At 50.4% G+C, this 16,975-nt stretch carries 10 protein-coding genes, 1 tRNA gene, 2 rRNA genes and 2 pseudogenes; 7 read left to right on the top strand and 8 right to left on the bottom strand.

All coding sequences use genetic code 11. The annotated features are described in order from the left end of the window. The first annotated feature begins 294 nt into the window (after positions 1–294). The 6 genes from aspA to I6L54_RS22845 all read left to right on the top strand — a co-directional run bounded on the left by aspA (position 295) and on the right by I6L54_RS22845 (position 6,229). Positions 295–1,731 carry an aspartate ammonia-lyase gene (gene aspA / locus I6L54_RS22820; protein WP_040232935.1) on the top strand — a complete coding sequence of 479 codons (1,437 nt, stop codon included), beginning with the start codon at positions 295–297 and terminating at the stop codon, positions 1,729–1,731. 115 nt (positions 1,732–1,846) lie between these two features. Then, a complete protein-coding gene (dcuA, locus tag I6L54_RS22825) occupies positions 1,847–3,148 on the top strand; it encodes an anaerobic C4-dicarboxylate transporter DcuA (protein ID WP_003025449.1) in 1,302 nt (433 codons plus the stop codon). A gap of 131 nt (positions 3,149–3,279) precedes the next feature. Then, on the top strand, positions 3,280–3,627 hold the full coding sequence (cutA, locus tag I6L54_RS22830) for a divalent cation tolerance protein CutA (RefSeq protein ID WP_003025447.1): 348 nt from the start codon (positions 3,280–3,282) through the stop codon (positions 3,625–3,627). Then, positions 3,603–5,312: a protein-disulfide reductase DsbD gene (locus tag I6L54_RS22835; RefSeq protein ID WP_040232934.1), complete on the top strand. Its 1,710-nt coding sequence runs from the start codon at positions 3,603–3,605 to the stop codon at positions 5,310–5,312. Before cutA ends, I6L54_RS22835 begins: the two co-directional genes overlap by 25 nt. Positions 5,313–5,348: 36 nt before the next feature. After that, positions 5,349–5,924: a transcriptional regulator gene (locus I6L54_RS22840; RefSeq protein WP_040232932.1), complete on the top strand. Its 576-nt coding sequence runs from the start codon at positions 5,349–5,351 to the stop codon at positions 5,922–5,924. A 229-nt stretch (positions 5,925–6,153) separates the two neighbouring features. Further along, a tRNA-Phe gene (locus I6L54_RS22845) sits at positions 6,154–6,229 on the top strand. Positions 6,230–6,614: 385 nt separating this feature from the next. Here I6L54_RS22845 and I6L54_RS22850 read toward each other — a convergent pair. The 6 genes and pseudogenes from I6L54_RS22850 to I6L54_RS22875 form a co-directional block, all read right to left on the bottom strand. Next, positions 6,615–7,061 (bottom strand): annotated as a pseudogene (locus tag I6L54_RS22850) (IS1 family transposase); the annotation flags it as partial. 176 nt (positions 7,062–7,237) lie between these two features. Beyond that, positions 7,238–7,867 carry a fimbrial protein gene (locus I6L54_RS22855; protein WP_137378401.1) on the bottom strand — a complete coding sequence of 210 codons (630 nt, stop codon included), beginning with the start codon at positions 7,865–7,867 and terminating at the stop codon, positions 7,238–7,240. Between the two features lie 93 nt (positions 7,868–7,960). Beyond that, the gene (locus I6L54_RS22860; RefSeq protein ID WP_137378402.1) at positions 7,961–9,118 is read right to left on the bottom strand and encodes a hypothetical protein; all 1,158 of its coding nucleotides are present in this window, start codon (positions 9,116–9,118) and stop codon (positions 7,961–7,963) included. A gap of 11 nt (positions 9,119–9,129) precedes the next feature. Next, the gene (locus tag I6L54_RS22865; RefSeq protein ID WP_245163449.1) at positions 9,130–11,583 is read right to left on the bottom strand and encodes a fimbria/pilus outer membrane usher protein; all 2,454 of its coding nucleotides are present in this window, start codon (positions 11,581–11,583) and stop codon (positions 9,130–9,132) included. A gap of 94 nt (positions 11,584–11,677) precedes the next feature. Then, on the bottom strand, positions 11,678–12,388 hold the full coding sequence (locus I6L54_RS22870) for a fimbrial biogenesis chaperone (protein ID WP_040232926.1): 711 nt from the start codon (positions 12,386–12,388) through the stop codon (positions 11,678–11,680). A gap of 57 nt (positions 12,389–12,445) precedes the next feature. Beyond that, complete coding sequence (locus I6L54_RS22875; RefSeq protein WP_005123833.1) at positions 12,446–12,991, bottom strand: fimbrial protein; 546 nt, start codon at positions 12,989–12,991, stop codon at positions 12,446–12,448. A gap of 521 nt (positions 12,992–13,512) precedes the next feature. Here I6L54_RS22875 and I6L54_RS24430 point away from each other — a divergent pair. Further along, positions 13,513–13,638 (top strand): annotated as a pseudogene (locus I6L54_RS24430) (molybdopterin-guanine dinucleotide biosynthesis protein B); the annotation flags it as partial. Between the two features lie 164 nt (positions 13,639–13,802). Here the strand turns inward: I6L54_RS24430 and rrf are convergent. Continuing rightward, a 5S ribosomal RNA gene (gene rrf / locus I6L54_RS22880) occupies positions 13,803–13,918 on the bottom strand. A 94-nt stretch (positions 13,919–14,012) separates the two neighbouring features. Then, positions 14,013–16,919 (bottom strand): 23S ribosomal RNA (locus I6L54_RS22885). Positions 16,920–16,975 lie beyond the last annotated feature (56 nt).

The following is a 16,975-nucleotide window of genomic DNA, read 5'->3' on the forward strand; positions in this document are numbered from 1 at the left end:
CGAAAATTGTGTGACTTGCATCACTCTAATATTGTGGTGATTAGCAAAATTTCAAGCTACTTGTACACTAATATTTGGTGTTAATCCTAAAGGGGTGATCTATTTCACAGAATAATAAATAAGGGGTAAATTCCACGCTTTAAGTGATCCAGATTACGGTAGAAATCCTGAACCAGCATATGATCTCGGGTATCAGACCGATGCAGGGGATAATCGTCGGTCGAGAAACAATCGAAATCACATATATCCTGTGTGTTTAGTCAAATCATTGGCAGCTTGAAAAAGAAGGTTCACATGTTAAACAACATTCGTATCGAAGAAGACTTGTTGGGTACCAGGGAAGTTCCAGCGGACGCTTACTATGGTGTTCACACTCTGAGAGCGATTGAAAACTTCTACATTAGCAACAACAAAATCAGTGACATTCCTGAATTTGTTCGCGGCATGGTAATGGTTAAAAAGGCAGCGGCACTGGCCAACAAAGAGCTGCAAACTATTCCTAAGAGTGTGGCAAATGCCATCATCGCGGCGTGTGATGAAGTCCTGAATAACGGAAAATGCATGGATCAATTCCCGGTAGATGTTTACCAGGGTGGTGCGGGTACCTCCGTCAACATGAACACCAACGAAGTGCTGGCCAATATCGGTCTGGAACTGATGGGTCACCAGAAAGGTGAATATCAGTACCTGAACCCGAACGACCACGTCAACAAATGTCAGTCTACCAACGACGCTTACCCGACCGGTTTCCGTATCGCTGTTTACGCATCCATCATCAAACTGATTGATGCTCTGAACCAGCTGCGTGAAGGCTTCGAGCAAAAAGCAGTTGAATTCCAGGACATCCTGAAAATGGGTCGTACCCAGCTGCAGGATGCTGTACCGATGACCCTCGGTCAGGAATTCCGTGCTTTCAGCGTACTGTTGAAAGAAGAAGTGAAAAACATTGGTCGTACCGCTGAGCTGCTGCTGGAAGTTAACCTCGGCGCAACTGCAATCGGTACGGGTCTGAACACACCGAAAGAGTACTCTCCGCTGGCAGTGCAAAAACTGGCTGAAGTGACCGGTTTCGCCTGCGTTCCGGCAGAAGACCTGATTGAAGCCACCTCCGACTGCGGCGCATACGTTATGGTGCACAGTGCACTGAAACGTCTGGCTGTGAAAATGTCCAAAATCTGTAACGACCTGCGTTTGCTCTCCTCTGGCCCACGTGCCGGCCTGAATGAGATCAACCTGCCGGAACTGCAGGCGGGCTCTTCCATCATGCCAGCAAAAGTGAACCCGGTTGTTCCAGAAGTTGTAAACCAGGTGTGCTTTAAAGTCATCGGTAACGACGTCACTGTTACCATGGCATCTGAAGCAGGTCAGCTGCAGCTGAACGTAATGGAACCTGTTATCGGCCAGGCAATGTTCGAATCTATCCACATCCTGAGCAACGCTTGCTACAACCTGCTGGAAAAATGCGTTAGCGGTATCACTGCTAACAAAGAAGTGTGTGAAGCATTCGTTTATAACTCCATCGGTATCGTCACCTACCTCAACCCGTTCATCGGTCACCACAACGGCGATATCGTCGGTAAAATTTGTGCCGAAACCGGTAAGAGCGTGCGTGAAGTTGTCCTGGAGCGCGGTCTGTTGACCGAGGCAGAACTGGACGATATCTTCTCTGCACAGAACCTGATGCACCCGGCTTATAAAGCAAAACGTTATACTGATGAAAGCGAACAGTAATCGTGTAGGGTAGTACCAGAGAGGGCACGTCATGATGACGTGCCTTTTTTCTTGCACCAAGTTACTTAAAAACAACAATTTAATATCAACTTGTTAAACAACAAGGAAGGCTAATATGATAGTTTTAGAACTTATCATCGTTTTGCTGGCAATCTTTTTAGGTGCCAGACTTGGGGGTATCGGTATTGGATTTGCAGGTGGGCTGGGTGTTCTGGTTCTCGCCGCTATTGGCGTAAAACCGGGTAATATTCCGTTCGATGTTATTTCCATTATCATGGCGGTTATCGCTGCTATCTCTGCCATGCAGATTGCAGGTGGTCTGGACTATCTGGTCCATCAAACTGAAAAACTGCTGCGTAAGAACCCGAAATACATCACGATCCTTGCACCGATCGTGACCTATTTCCTGACTATCTTCGCGGGTACCGGCAACATCTCTCTGGCAACGCTGCCAGTTATCGCTGAAGTCGCGAAGGAGCAAGGGATCAAACCTTGCCGTCCGCTCTCTACTGCCGTGGTTTCTGCACAGATTGCGATTACCGCATCACCTATCTCTGCGGCCGTAGTTTACATGTCTTCCGTCATGGAAGGTCATGGCATCAGCTACATTCACCTGCTGTCCGTGGTCATTCCGTCCACCCTGCTGGCCGTTCTGGTGATGTCTTTCCTGATCACTGCACTGTTCAACTCCAAACTGTCTGACGACCCGATTTATCGTAAGCGTCTGGAAGAAGGCCTGGTTGAACTGCGCGGTGAAAGACAAGTTGAAATCAAAGCCGGTGCGAAAACCTCCGTTTGGCTGTTCCTGCTGGGCGTGGTTTGCGTAGTTGTATACGCCATCATCAACAGCCCAAGCCTTGGCCTGGTCGCTAAACCGCTGATGAACACCACCAACGCAATCCTGATCATCATGCTGAGCGTCGCGACGCTGACAACGATCGTCTGCCGCGTTGAAACTGACTCCATCCTGAACTCCAGCACCTTCAAAGCCGGTATGAGCGCCTGTATTTGTATCCTGGGTGTTGCATGGCTGGGTGATACCTTCGTATCTCACAACATTGACTGGATCAAAGATACTGCAGGTAGCGTAATTCAGGGTCATCCGTGGCTGCTGGCCGTCATCTTCTTCTTTGCTTCTGCTCTGCTGTATTCTCAGGCTGCAACGGCTAAAGCACTGATGCCGATGGCTCTGGCACTGAACGTTTCTCCGCTGACCGCTGTAGCGTCTTTCGCTGCGGTTTCTGGTCTGTTCATTCTGCCTACCTACCCAACTCTGGTTGCTGCGGTTCAGATGGATGACACCGGTACTACCCGTATCGGTAAATTCGTCTTTAACCATCCGTTCTTCATCCCGGGTACTCTGGGTGTGGTTCTGGCTGTCTGCTTCGGCTTCTTGCTGGGTAGCTTCATGCTGTAAGACTTTACTGCAGGGTGCCTTCGCGCCCTGCAGTTCCTCCTCTTCATCACCCTGCTTTAGCTAACATCCTTCCCTCGTCCGTTGTATAGTGACCACTCTTTAGCTGGTTACTCTGTTCTTTCGAGGTGTTTATGCTTGATGTTAAGAGTCAGGATATCTCCATCCCCGATACCGTTGTGGTGCTCTGTACCGCCCCGGATGAAGCAACAGCCCAGGATCTGGCTGCAAAAGTACTGGCAGAAAAACTGGCCGCCTGCGTGACGCTGCTGCCCGGTGCAACATCTCTCTATTATTGGGAGGGTAAGCTGGAGCAGGAATATGAAGTCCAGATGATTTTAAAAACTACCGTCACACACCAGCAAGCGCTTCTCGATTGCCTGAAGTCTCATCATCCGTATCAAACCCCTGAACTTCTGGTTTTACCCGTCACTCACGGAGACTTTGATTACCGCTCATGGCTCAACGCATCCTTACGCTGATCCTGCTGCTATGCAGCACATCCACTTTTGCCGGATTATTTGATTCGCCTGGCCGCTCGCAGTTTGTCCCTGCCGACCGGGCATTTATTTTTGATTTTCAGCAAAATCAACATGACCTGAACCTCTCATGGCAGGTAAAAGACGGCTACTATCTGTATCGCAAACAGATAAGCATTACTCCATCTCAGGCCGATATCGCTGAGGTAAAACTTCCGCCGGGTGTCTGGCATGAAGATGAGTTTTACGGCAAAAGTGAGATTTACCGTAAACAGTTGACCATCCCGGTCACGGTCAATCAGGCAAAATCTGGCGCCACATTAACGGTCACGTACCAGGGCTGTGCCAACGCCGGATTTTGCTATCCGCCGGAAACCAAAACCGTTCCACTCAGTGAAGTCATGGCTCATACAGATGCGATGCCTACACCAACACCTGATACAGTCGCCCCGGAAGAACAATCACAGCCAGCCGCCCAACTCCCCTTTTCCGCACTGTGGGCATTGCTGATCGGGATTGGCATTGCCTTTACCCCCTGTGTACTGCCGATGTATCCACTGATTTCCGGCATCGTACTCGGCGGCAAGCAGCGCTTATCAACCGGGCGGGCTCTGCTGCTGACCTTTATCTACGTCCAGGGAATGGCGCTCACCTACACTGCTCTGGGCCTGGTCGTTGCGGCTGCCGGGCTACAGTTTCAGGCCGCGCTACAGCATCCCTATGTATTGATTGGGCTTGCCATTGTCTTTACGCTGCTGGCTCTGTCGATGTTCGGCTTGTTCACATTACAACTCCCTTCCTCACTGCAAACGCGTCTGACATTGATGAGTAACCGCCAGCAGGGCGGTTCTCCGGGCAGCGTATTTACAATGGGGGCGATTGCTGGACTGATCTGTTCCCCTTGCACCACGGCACCACTGAGCGCGATTTTGCTGTATATCGCTCAGAGCGGGAATATGTGGCTGGGAGGCGGTACGCTGTATCTGTACGCATTGGGGATGGGATTACCCCTGATGCTGATTACCGTATTTGGTAACCGTCTGCTGCCGAAAAGTGGCCCATGGATGGAACACGTCAAGACCGCTTTTGGTTTCGTCATCCTTGCGCTTCCCGTCTTTTTACTCGAGCGGATTATCGGTGATGAGTGGGGCATTCGCCTGTGGTCACTGCTTGGCGTAGCATTCTTTGCCTGGGCGTTCATCACCAGTCTGCAGGCAAAACAAGGCTGGATGCGTATCGTGCAGATCATTCTGTTAGCCGCCGCGCTGGTCAGCGTACGACCATTGCAGGACTGGGCGTTCGGTGCGCCGCATGCTCAAAACCAGACGCATCTTAACTTTACGCCGGTAGCATCGGTAGATGCGCTAAATCAGGCGCTGGCACAAGCTAAAGGCAAGCCCGTTATGTTGGATCTGTATGCCGACTGGTGCGTGGCCTGCAAAGAGTTTGAGAAGTATACGTTCAGCAACCCGCAGGTTCAGCAAGTGCTCGGCGACACAGTGCTTTTGCAGGCGGATGTGACGGCAAACAATGCCCAGGATGTTGCTCTGCTGAAGCATTTACAGGTTTTAGGTTTGCCGACTATTTTGTTCTTTGACGCTGAGGGGAAAGAGCACCCGGAGGCTCGGGTAACGGGCTTTATGGATGCCGCAGCCTTCAGCGCACATTTGCGCGATCGCCAACCGTGAGCGACACTTGCAACAGGAAATACGGAGGAGAATACCGTGCAACGTGAAGATGTCCTGGGAGAAGCCCTGAAATTACTTGAGGTTCAAGGGATAGCCAATACCACGCTGGAAATGGTGGCCGAACGTATCAATTATCCTCTTGATGAACTACAACGCTTTTGGCCCGATAAAGAGGCCATTCTGTACGATGCGTTACGTTACCTCAGCCAGCGGGTAGATATCTGGCGGCGTCAGCTTTTGCTGGATGATACCCTGAGTGCTGAACAGAAATTACTGGCGCGCTACAACGCGCTGTCCGAATGCGTGAGCAATAATCGCTATCCCGGTTGCCTGTTTATCGCTGCCTGCACGTTTTACCCCGATCCAGGCCATCCTGTCCATCAGTTGGCCGATCAGCAAAAAAAGGCGGCGCATGACTTCACCCATGAGTTGCTGACGACGCTGGAAGTTGATGACCCGGCAATGGTCGCCAAACAGATGGAACTGGTGCTGGAGGGCTGCCTGAGTCGTATGCTGGTTAATCGCAGCCATGCTGATGTAGAAACAGCACATCGTCTGGCCGAGGATATCCTGCGTTTTGCTCAGTGTCGTATGGGCGGGGCGCTGACCTAAACGAGCATTCCTTTCCTGCGCACGGCTAAAACCGCACCATCTTCACGGTGGTGCGAAATACCCTGTTATTCACCTTGTCTTACCATCCCCCCTTCCACCTGGATTATCAGGAAAGTTTGTGCAAACGTCAGGCAAAAACACACAGATTGCCGTAATATTAAGCGGTTGAGCAGCTTTTCCAGAAATTTGATTGACTGGCATGCGTGAATACGGTTTAATGCGCCCCGTTGCCCGGATAGCTCAGTCGGTAGAGCAGGGGATTGAAAATCCCCGTGTCCTTGGTTCGATTCCGAGTCCGGGCACCACTATTTAAAGAAACCAGCTTAACGGCTGGTTTTTTGCTTTCTGGGGTTCCGGTAGATTTCTGGTCGCTTTGACAGTTGATGTCATTACCGTGCTTCTGCCATCCAGCATGAGTATTTCTCTTCAGTCGCCTCCGGTCACTGTGGCTTTACACAGTGAGCTACAAAGTAACAATGAGCATTAACCCCGTCATGTATACATTTTGGTAAATTCATCATGACAGTTTGCATCCGGTCTTTGTCCGGTCTTAAGAAACACACTCCATCTCCTCCTTTCATATATACGAAGCAGGTGAATCTGGTCAGGTCCCCTTCTGCATTTACCTGATTTTATTTGTATAGACTCAGACACTTCGGGCGATATCATGCGGGGAACCACCTTGCTTATATCTGTCCTGGGTAATCGCTTTCTGTTCTGGCGTATAGTTAACACGCGTTCTGTTTTGGTGTTATATGCGTACCAGAGCCAGTGTTGTCGGGCTTTGCTGCCCACAAAACCCTATTGCTCATCAGGTTCGCAGATGAGAGCCACATCAGCATGATGTGACGGGCGAAGACGTTATTCGTTTCGGCGAGATTTTTTTAAAGTGTGGATAACGGTATTGATGCCGATTTGCAGCACTCCTGTGGTATCCCGAACGCCTATACCGTTGAAAGCCATCGGTAATGTGCTCTTTAACGCCGGGCTTTCTTTTCTTGCCTCAGAAGAATAAGTGAGCAGAAATCCCCGATGGCATTCGCGACATCGAAAGCGGTCAATCCCTTTAGGGTTCTGACCATGACGATAATCCAGAGCTGACTGACAGCGAGGACAATGAACGATGATAGTGGCCACAGAAGCCCCCTAAAACCCCAGGTTATTCATGACTACTCAACCCATTGGAAGCCTTACCGGGAAAAGCAAAAACCTGCCCGAAAGCAGGTTTCTCTAAATTTGGTGCCCTGACCGGGCCATAGTATTCCAATCAGCAATACCGGCCTTTGCGATCGCAGTATGGTTGCCAGTAACGCTTACATGTAATGTACAGTAAACATAACCGTAGCCTGGTACGGGCCGGGCTGCGGCTTGTCATCGGTAACCTGAACGGCTTTAACACGGTAGTGGAGCATGGCTGCGTCGTCAATCGTCTGCGGGCAACTTGTGCCCTCGTTATCGGCCTCCATCCATCCTACTTTCTGAGCATCGTTGCACTTCGCCACCTCGCTATCAGACGAGACGTAAAAGAACGCAATTCCGATACCTGGATTGGTGGATTGCAACACTAAATAACATTGTGGTAGTGCGGACCTGCATACGGGCATACTTAAACCTGGGTCTGGGTACGCACTGCCATGGTACCAGCCATTGAAGAAGTTAAGTTTGTATGCGTTTAAGCTTGGGTCACAGCCCTTAATCTGGATATAAAAGTCTGTATCTGCGCCCCCTGACCACAGGCCGGTGTAATCTGAGGTGGAAGAGAGTGCCATTGCGACGGTACCCTGGTTACTGCCGCTGCCATTGACGTTAAGACTGCAACTCTCCTCGTAGATACGGGCGGTTATATCTATCTTGAAGGTATCGGAGGCTTGCGCCGCCAGGCTAAAAAGGGTGATAAGCACACCGGCTATTAGCCTAAATAAGGTTTTATTTTTTAACATCATAGCTCCTTGACATTAATCGACGATATTGACACCACAGTGATAAAAACACCGGTAAATCGCCTGGCGCGGGCACGTCATCCTGGGTCATGAAAATCAGTAATATACAACCTTGAAAAAGAGCGTTCCGTTCAGTATTCCTGGCTGTGGCGTCTCGCCGTTGCCGAGGGGGGCGATGTAGGGTGTTATACGCATAGCCCAAGCGCCCCCCTCTCCCACAAGATCCATCCAATCATTAACATTGACAGTAGGTTCCTGTTTCAATAAATTGATCATCTTGGAAGACCCCCTCGGACTAAACCGGAATCCTAATCCTTTGGTGGTGCTGTTGCTGTTAGGAAGGAGCAGAGAGGGATCTGCTGGCGAAACATGAGCTGCATCCGCATATATATCCCAGTAGACCATGGGGCTATAGCCATAACCCTGGCCGCGGCTTCTGTCGGGGGGGCCGAAGCTGCAATTCTTTATTCCTACTTGCAACTCCGTCAAATTTCCCCCATCATATACCGCACTTTGATCTGTATAGTTGTAGTACTCCTCCCCGCCCTGATTCATGGTCTCCATACCAAAATCAATGATGACTGAACCGAGATCTCGCGTCGGCTGATCCAAATCCGGATCACATGACCATCCCTGAACTTTGATCTCACCAATATTAATGGTGTTGTAGCCCATGTTTATCCAGGTTTTTCCATCACCTTGAGGGTCCATGATCTGGTAAACCACCTTAATCATCTTATTAATACTATATGTGCTACCAGGGACGACGGGTTTGGCAGTGTATATTTGCGTTTCAAGGTTAGGGCCGGCGCTGCTGCCTGCAGGGTACTCACGGAAATGCTTCTGCTTCATATCGCTGTCACCCTTGTCGGCAGGATACCTCTCACCGTTAGGCAGAACCCATAGCACTCTAATATAGAACGTATTCTGGTCGTCTAACCAGTACGTCCCTGGCTCCTCAGTGCGTTCCCGTGCGGTTGTGCTGGCCATTGTTGTCCGATAGGAATTCTGAGCCTCGGGACACTCGTAGCTGCCGCTCGCGTAAAAGTTATCGGCAGTAAAAGGCGCCCGGTCGGAACCCGTGGAATCTTCACCAATGAGGCTCGTTTTGCTAACGTTTAAGGTCTGATCTGGCGACCTGGTCTTGACTGTACAGGGCGCAGCCCAGGCTTGTTGGACCATGCTCAGGGGCAGCAGCAGCGTAAGCAGAGCGAGAGGGGACGCTGCACGGTGTAGAGTGTTACGTATCATCATTTTCTCCTTGCTTATTCACAGGCCAGGGCGGTTTGCACGATGGTGTTGCTCTCTTCGGGTATGGAAAGCTGTGCGATGCAGGACGCATCGTCCCCGGCTCCCCACTGTGCTTTCAGCGTTGCCTTGTCGTTAATGCCTGAGAGATACACCTCACCCGCATCGCCGATGATACTGCCTTCCGATGCGGTATCGTTCGTCTGGGTCACGATGGCACCAAACGGCACTGGCTTGCCACGATGCCGTAGCGTCGCCAGCACGCGTGTACCAACTTTAGTATCAAATGTCGCCATGAGGACGGCGCCATCGGTGGGAACGACCTGTACCACCGCGCGGGTAATATCGACGTTTTCCGCCGTTCCGCTGTTTAGTGAAATACGATTATTGCGGTAGTTTCGCAGCGACGGTACGATAGCGTTGCCGAACATGTCGGTAGTGATGCCGCTCCCATTCAGTACCTGGATGCCGCTGGCACCCTCGGTATGCACAATGGCCAACGCCCCGTACAGCGGTTGCCCGAGGGTGACTCCGTGAGGGTGCGCCACGACGCTGCCGCGGGCACTCCAGTTATACTGGCGACTGTTGTTGTCGCTGTAGTTGTAACCGCCACCGACTTCTCCCCAGGCTCCGCGATAGTTAAGCGAGCTGCTGCCGCTGTACAGAGACGGCTCGTCCTGGTAGCTCTGCGTCACGGAATAGCTTAAGTTATTGCCTTCCAGCAGCGTGCCGTTAATCCCCGCCTGGTGGTTAGTTGGCCCGTGTCGGCTCTGATTGATGCTATAGCTGGCGTAAGCGTTTGGCATCCAGGCATCCAGCGGTACGGATAGCGTAAATGCCACCTGCTTATCGGTATCGCTACCGGGTGTTGATGTCTGGCTGTAGTTGAGCGAATAGGTGGCTTGCCCCAGCGAATTGCTGTAGCCCAGCGAAAAGGTGCGCTCATGACCATCGAGATCCCAGTAATCCTGCTGTGAGGCGTTGATATAGAGAGACCCCCACTGCACTAATGACTGGTTGATATTAATCTGCCAACGGCTGCGGCGGTTATACATCCGCCGGTAGCTGTATATATCATCCTCATCCTCGGTGTAGTTTGCTCGCTGATCCAGCGTTTCCTGGAAGGTATAGAAGCTGGAGGTCGAGTAACGGTAGCTGGCCAACGAGACGGTGGTGTTGGTGGGTTCAAAGCTTTTGGCGTACTGTGCGCGCCATGACAACCCCTGTTCCGTACTGTTGTCGTTTTTGTGAGTTTCGGAACGTGCGCCAGTTACGTCAAAGGAGACGGAGCCGAACTGATGCAGATCGATACCCATCCCCAGCAAGCTGGCGAGATAGATATTTGAGGCGAGCTGTCCACCGTAAATTGTAAAACCATAGGGTAAGCCGTAGATAACGGTACCCTGCACAAAACCGGGTTCTTCGGCATCGCCGCCATTATTATCGCGATATTGACCGCCGGAAAAACTGAACCTGTATGCCCCCTGACGCAGCATCATCGGTACCGAACTGCTGGACTGTATCCAGCTGCGCTCGCTGCCGTCTGCTTCGCGGACCGTGATCTCCAGATCGCCACCGGACGTTACCTGGCTGATATCTTTTAATTCAAAAGGCCCGGCGGAAACCCAGGTTTGATAAATGACATAGCCGTTTTGCTTGACTGTGACGCGGGCGTCGCTGTTGGCGATGCCAGAGATCGTTGGAGCGAAACCCTGCAGGTTGTAGGGCAGCATATCGGTATCGGTCTCCAGCTTCACGCCGGTAAAAGAGACGCTATCGAACAGTTCGCCGTCGCTCCAGGTCTGTCCCATGTAAAGCTGGCTTTGCCATGATTTGATCGCACGCTGCAGCCAGGTGTTAATAGAATCCCAACCGTTGCTATTGCTCCAGGTGCTGTTATTGTACAGCCGCCAGGGACCGAAATTGGCCCCGGAGGTCAGATTCATAAAATGTGAGGTATCATCGCCGTAATAGCTGGTGTGCTGCGTGCCGCCATGGTAATCGTAGCTCAGCCAGGTTGCCGGAACGCCATCATCCCACAGTTCCGGGGAGATGCCATTTCGGACAGATTGGTCGAGGTAAAGTTGGGGAACGCGCAGGCTCAGCGTTTGATAACCGGTGTCAATAAAATAACTGGCTTTATCAATATAGTCGGCAATATTGCCGACTATCGCATCATCCGGGAGCGATTTTAATCCAGTGACCGCATCGGTTCTGACGCCATAGCGACGCAAATCCGCCACGCTCAACTGTGGTTCAAGACGTTTCTTGTCGGCGCTAATGGTATAGGTAATGACGCGTTTATCGATAAGATCTTCACCGAAGTAAACGGACGTTAGCCAACTGCCGGGCAGCAAGGCGTTATTATCGATAAAGTTTTGCAATGTGGCGCTGTTTTCCAGCGGCGTACCAAATCCTAATGCGTTGATATCGAATTCATCACGGGCATCTGCGGCGGGTATGACAGCCATCAATGATAACGTTAGCGTAGACAGCATCAATGATAAATAACATGAATTGCTATCTCTGGTTACGCACATATACACCTCCTGACGTTCCATTCATTTAAAGCGGCTGCATTTTTTCTGTTGTAGTGCCGCCATAATCGTTGATAGCGCTCCATTTCACGGAACCAGTGGCTCCCGTCGGGATGACCATCGTCATGTTCGAAAGCGGGGAAACCATCAACGCCTGTGCCGGAGTCAGTGTTTTATCAATCGGCATCGTCTTTTTGCCGCCGACGGTTAGCGAAGTAAACGAGATAAAAAACGGTGTCGGATTTTTGACCCGGAGCATATTGCCCTCACGGCTAAAGGTGACTTTCTCCCATGCCGTATCCGCGTCGTGCTGGGTAAAGGTTTGTGGACGGAAAAATAATTTGACCTGTGAATGAATGGCAATTTGCAGACGGCTTTTATCTTGCAATTGTTCCGGTACGTTAGCGACGGTTTTGATATTCAGCGTAAACAGCTTTTCCCGATCGTTAGTCAACTCTTTAGGGCCGGTATAAACAATATGAAGAATCGTTTCTTGTTTTTCGTTGAGCTTTAAAAGCGGCGGCGTAACGATAAAAGGCGCTTTCGTACCGTCCGGTTGCGATACCCAGGACTGAACCAGATGGCGGGTATCATCATCCTTATTCTTGATAGGCAACTGAACTTCATTTTTATCTGCCGGGTATATAATCCTTGTTCCGCCGAAAATAACACCTGCGTGGCAGAAAGAAGCAACAGAAAAAAATGCCATGGCGCAGACAGCAGCAGAAAGATATTTCATATTATTTTTCTCTTAAGCAAAATAAATGGCGGTATAGCACCGCCATTTATTTACGGGTTACTGATAAGCGACTTTAAATGTTGCGGTTGCGGCGTAGGTCCCGGTTGTTGGCGCATCATCCCCGACCTGTACCGTTTGTGCGGTGTAGTTAAATACGTTTTCGGTTGGTGTTGCCAGCTTATTGTTGTTGTCCTGCCAGAAAGCGTTGGCAGTATTGAACACAATTTTACCATCGGCAGTAGAACGACCACCGGTAGTGTCAGCAAGACGGATACCTACGTTGGTTGCGGTACCGGTTGTTTGCAGTACTTCGTTTGCCGCGCCTCGGACATCAGTGGTGCCAGCAAAATTCAACGCAATCTGGTTTGCCAGAATATCGCAACCAGACACTTTGATCGTAAAAGACTGTTCCGCACCGACGGTGTCCGGCCCGGTATAATCTGTGATGTAAGTTCCTGGCATTTTAACGGTTGCGGTACTGCTACCTGAATCGTTGACATCAATGGCACAACTGTCAGCAAGGATAAGTCCATTAAAGGTGATGGTGCCACTATCGACAGCCTGTGCATTACTGCAGATCAGCGCGGTAAGGCTCGTAGCCATACATATAGCTAATACTCGTTTTTTGGATAACATAAACAATCCCTATTTGATATTAATATATTGATTAATACGATAATATTAATCCATAAGACTTTGCATCAAGTTGGTTTTGTTTGCTATCAATAAAAAGTGCGATGGTAATTTTTAAGAAAATATAAATATATTTTAATTATAAAAACCAACAGATTATATATTTTACAACTAAATTAATATAAACAATATTTATTGCATGTGCATTTTGAATTATTTATTTTCATATATATTTTTTTTATTGGTATTTTTCATTGTTTTTTTGACGGCTGTTGATGAGAGCGTTCCCAGCTCTGATTGATGTGGCTGATGATTATTGAAAATCACAACTACTCTCGTGTTACCTGAGTCACTTTCCCCTTCGTGGGGCGCTGTTTACGAGAAATACCGACAAAACTAATAACAAACAGCGTGTTAATTGTGGATATGATTCCGAGTCCGGCACAAAAATTTACAGAACCCAGCCTATAGCTGGGTTTTTGCTTTTATAGCTTCTGATAGACGAATATGTTATCGCAGTTGCCAGTGATGTTCCGCTGGCGGTGGATGTGCCATTGTTAGATATCAACGATATACAGCAACTTGCTGATTTTGTTACGCAATGGATAAGATGGTAACTGTGGTGTTGTGATGAGCCTGATGCGCTGCGCTTATCAGGCCTACAAAATACGTTCAGCCCGGCGCAGGCCGGATAAGGCGGGACGCTGCATCCGGCGGTTTTTACCCCGCACAGACGCAAAAAAGCCCATCCGTCAGGATGGGCTTCTTCACTTTAATTAATGCCTGGCAGTTCCCTACTCTCGCATGGGGAGACCCCACACTACCATCGGCGCTACGGCGTTTCACTTCTGAGTTCGGCATGGGGTCAGGTGGGACCACCGCGCTACAGCCGCCAGGCAAATTCTGTTTATCAACACGCCCTGGCATGTCGATGTCATCTGTAATCAGGCTGAAAATCGTCTCAATTCCGCCAAAACATCTTCGGCGTTGTAAGGTTAAGCCTCACGGTTCATTAGTATCGGTTAGCTCAACGTATCGCTACGCTTACACACCCGACCTATCAACGTCGTCGTCTTCAACGTTCCTTCAGGAGACTTATAGTCTCAGGGAGAACTCATCTCGGGGCAAGTTTCGTGCTTAGATGCTTTCAGCACTTATCTCTTCCGCATTTAGCTACCGGGCAATGCCATTGGCATGACAACCCGAACACCAGTGATGCGTCCACTCCGGTCCTCTCGTACTAGGAGCAGCCCCCCTCAATTCTCCAGCGCCCACGGCAGATAGGGACCGAACTGTCTCACGACGTTCTAAACCCAGCTCGCGTACCACTTTAAATGGCGAACAGCCATACCCTTGGGACCTACTTCAGCCCCAGGATGTGATGAGCCGACATCGAGGTGCCAAACACCGCCGTCGATATGAACTCTTGGGCGGTATCAGCCTGTTATCCCCGGAGTACCTTTTATCCGTTGAGCGATGGCCCTTCCATTCAGAACCACCGGATCACTAAGACCTGCTTTCGCACCTGCTCGAGCCGTCACTCTCGCAGTCAAGCTAGCTTATGCCTTTGCACTAACCTCCTGATGTCCGACCAGGATTAGCTAACCTTCGTGCTCCTCCGTTACTCTTTAGGAGGAGACCGCCCCAGTCAAACTACCCACCAGACACTGTCCGCAACCCGGATTACGGGCCCACGTTAGAACACCAGCCATTAAAGGGTGGTATTTCAAGGTTGGCTCCATGCAGACTGGCGTCCACACTTCAAAGCCTCCCACCTATCCTACACATCAAGGACCAGTGTTCAGTGTCAAGCTATAGTAAAGGTTCACGGGGTCTTTCCGTCTTGCCGCGGGTACACTGCATCTTCACAGCGAGTTCAATTTCACTGAGTCTCGGGTGGAGACAGCCTGGCCATCATTACGCCATTCGTGCAGGTCGGAACTTACCCGACAAGGAATTTCGCTACCTTAGGACCGTTATAGTTACGGCCGCCGTTTACCGGGGCTTCGATCAAGAGCTTCTCCTTACGGATAACCCCATCAATTAACCTTCCGGCACCGGGCAGGCGTCACACCGTATACGTCCACTTTCGTGTTTGCACAGTGCTGTGTTTTTAATAAACAGTTGCAGCCAGCTGGTATCTTCGACTGATTTCAGCTCCATGAGTAAATCACTTCACCTACATATCAGCGTGCCTTCTCCCGAAGTTACGGCACCATTTTGCCTAGTTCCTTCACCCGAGTTCTCTCAAGCGCCTTGGTATTCTCTACCTGACCACCTGTGTCGGTTTGGGGTACGATTTCGTGTTACCTGATGCTTAGAGGCTTTTCCTGGAAGCAGGGCATTTGTTACTTCAGCACCGTAGTGCCTCGTCATCACACCTCAGCGTTAATAAGGTACCGGATTTACCTGGAACCTCCGCCTACATGCTTAAACCGGGACAACCGTCGCCCGGCTAACATAGCCTTCTCCGTCCCCCCTTCGCAGTAACACCAAGTACAGGAATATTAACCTGTTTCCCATCGACTACGCCTTTCGGCCTCGCCTTAGGGGTCGACTCACCCTGCCCCGATTAACGTTGGACAGGAACCCTTGGTCTTCCGGCGTGCGGGTTTTTCACCCGCATTATCGTTACTTATGTCAGCATTCGCACTTCTGATACCTCCAGCATGCCTCACGACACACCTTCAACGGCTTACAGAACGCTCCCCTACCCAACAACACATAGTGTCGCTGCCGCAGCTTCGGTGCACAGTTTAGCCCCGTTACATCTTCCGCGCAGGCCGACTCGACCAGTGAGCTATTACGCTTTCTTTAAATGATGGCTGCTTCTAAGCCAACATCCTGGCTGTCTGTGCCTTCCCACATCGTTTCCCACTTAACTGTGACTTTGGGACCTTAGCTGGCGGTCTGGGTTGTTTCCCTCTTCACGACGGACGTTAGCACCCGCCGTGTGTCTCCCGTGATAACATTCTTCGGTATTCGCAGTTTGCATCGGGTTGGTAAGTCGGGATGACCCCCTAGCCGAAACAGTGCTCTACCCCCGAAGATGAGTTCACGAGGCGCTACCTAAATAGCTTTCGGGGAGAACCAGCTATCTCCCGGTTTGATTGGCCTTTCACCCCCAGCCACAAGTCATCCGCTAATTTTTCAACATTAGTCGGTTCGGTCCTCCAGTTAGTGTTACCCAACCTTCAACCTGCCCATGGCTAGATCACCGGGTTTCGGGTCTATACCCTGCAACTTAACGCCCAGTTAAGACTCGGTTTCCCTTCGGCTCCCCTATACGGTTAACCTTGCTACAGAATATAAGTCGCTGACCCATTATACAAAAGGTACGCAGTCACCCCATTAAGAGGCTCCCACTGCTTGTACGTACACGGTTTCAGGTTCTTTTTCACTCCCCTCGCCGGGGTTCTTTTCGCCTTTCCCTCACGGTACTGGTTCACTATCGGTCAGTCAGGAGTATTTAGCCTTGGAGGATGGTCCCCCCATATTCAGACAGGATACCACGTGTCCCGCCCTACTCTTCGAGTTCACAGCCTGTGCATTTTGGTGTACGGGACTATCACCCTGTACCGTCGGACTTTCCAGACCGTTCCACTAACACACAAGCTGATTCAGACTCTGGGCTGCTCCCCGTTCGCTCGCCGCTACTGGGGGAATCTCGGTTGATTTCTTTTCCTCGGGGTACTTAGATGTTTCAGTTCCCCCGGTTCGCTTCATTACGCTATGTATTCACGTAATGATAGTGTGACGAATCACACTGGGTTTCCCCATTCGGAAATCGCCGGTTATAACGGTTCATATCACCTTACCGACGCTTATCGCAGATTAGCACGTCCTTCATCGCCTCTGACTGCCAGGGCATCCACCGTGTACGCTTAGTCGCTTAACCTCACAACCCGAAGATGTTTCGTAAAACACCACCGTGTTGCGAAAATTTGAGAGACT

This window comes from Citrobacter pasteurii (assembly GCF_019047765.1).
In the GTDB taxonomy this organism is placed as follows: Bacteria; Pseudomonadota; Gammaproteobacteria; order Enterobacterales; family Enterobacteriaceae; genus Citrobacter; species Citrobacter pasteurii.

Excerpts from the sequence above, each read along its gene's own strand:
- I6L54_RS22855 (WP_137378401.1), bottom strand. The coding sequence starts at position 7,867 with ATGATGTTAAAAAATAAAACCTTATTTAGGCTAATAGCCGGTGTGCTT.
- cutA (WP_003025447.1), top strand. The coding sequence starts at position 3,280 with ATGCTTGATGTTAAGAGTCAGGATATCTCCATCCCCGATACCGTTGTG.
- dcuA (WP_003025449.1), top strand. The coding sequence starts at position 1,847 with ATGATAGTTTTAGAACTTATCATCGTTTTGCTGGCAATCTTTTTAGGT.
- I6L54_RS22835 (WP_040232934.1), top strand. The coding sequence starts at position 3,603 with ATGGCTCAACGCATCCTTACGCTGATCCTGCTGCTATGCAGCACATCC.
- I6L54_RS22865 (WP_245163449.1), bottom strand. The coding sequence starts at position 11,583 with ATGGCTGTCATACCCGCCGCAGATGCCCGTGATGAATTCGATATCAAC.
- I6L54_RS22875 (WP_005123833.1), bottom strand. The coding sequence starts at position 12,991 with ATGGCTACGAGCCTTACCGCGCTGATCTGCAGTAATGCACAGGCTGTC.
- I6L54_RS22870 (WP_040232926.1), bottom strand. The coding sequence starts at position 12,388 with ATGAAATATCTTTCTGCTGCTGTCTGCGCCATGGCATTTTTTTCTGTT.
- I6L54_RS22860 (WP_137378402.1), bottom strand. The coding sequence starts at position 9,118 with ATGATGATACGTAACACTCTACACCGTGCAGCGTCCCCTCTCGCTCTG.
- aspA (WP_040232935.1), top strand. The coding sequence starts at position 295 with ATGTTAAACAACATTCGTATCGAAGAAGACTTGTTGGGTACCAGGGAA.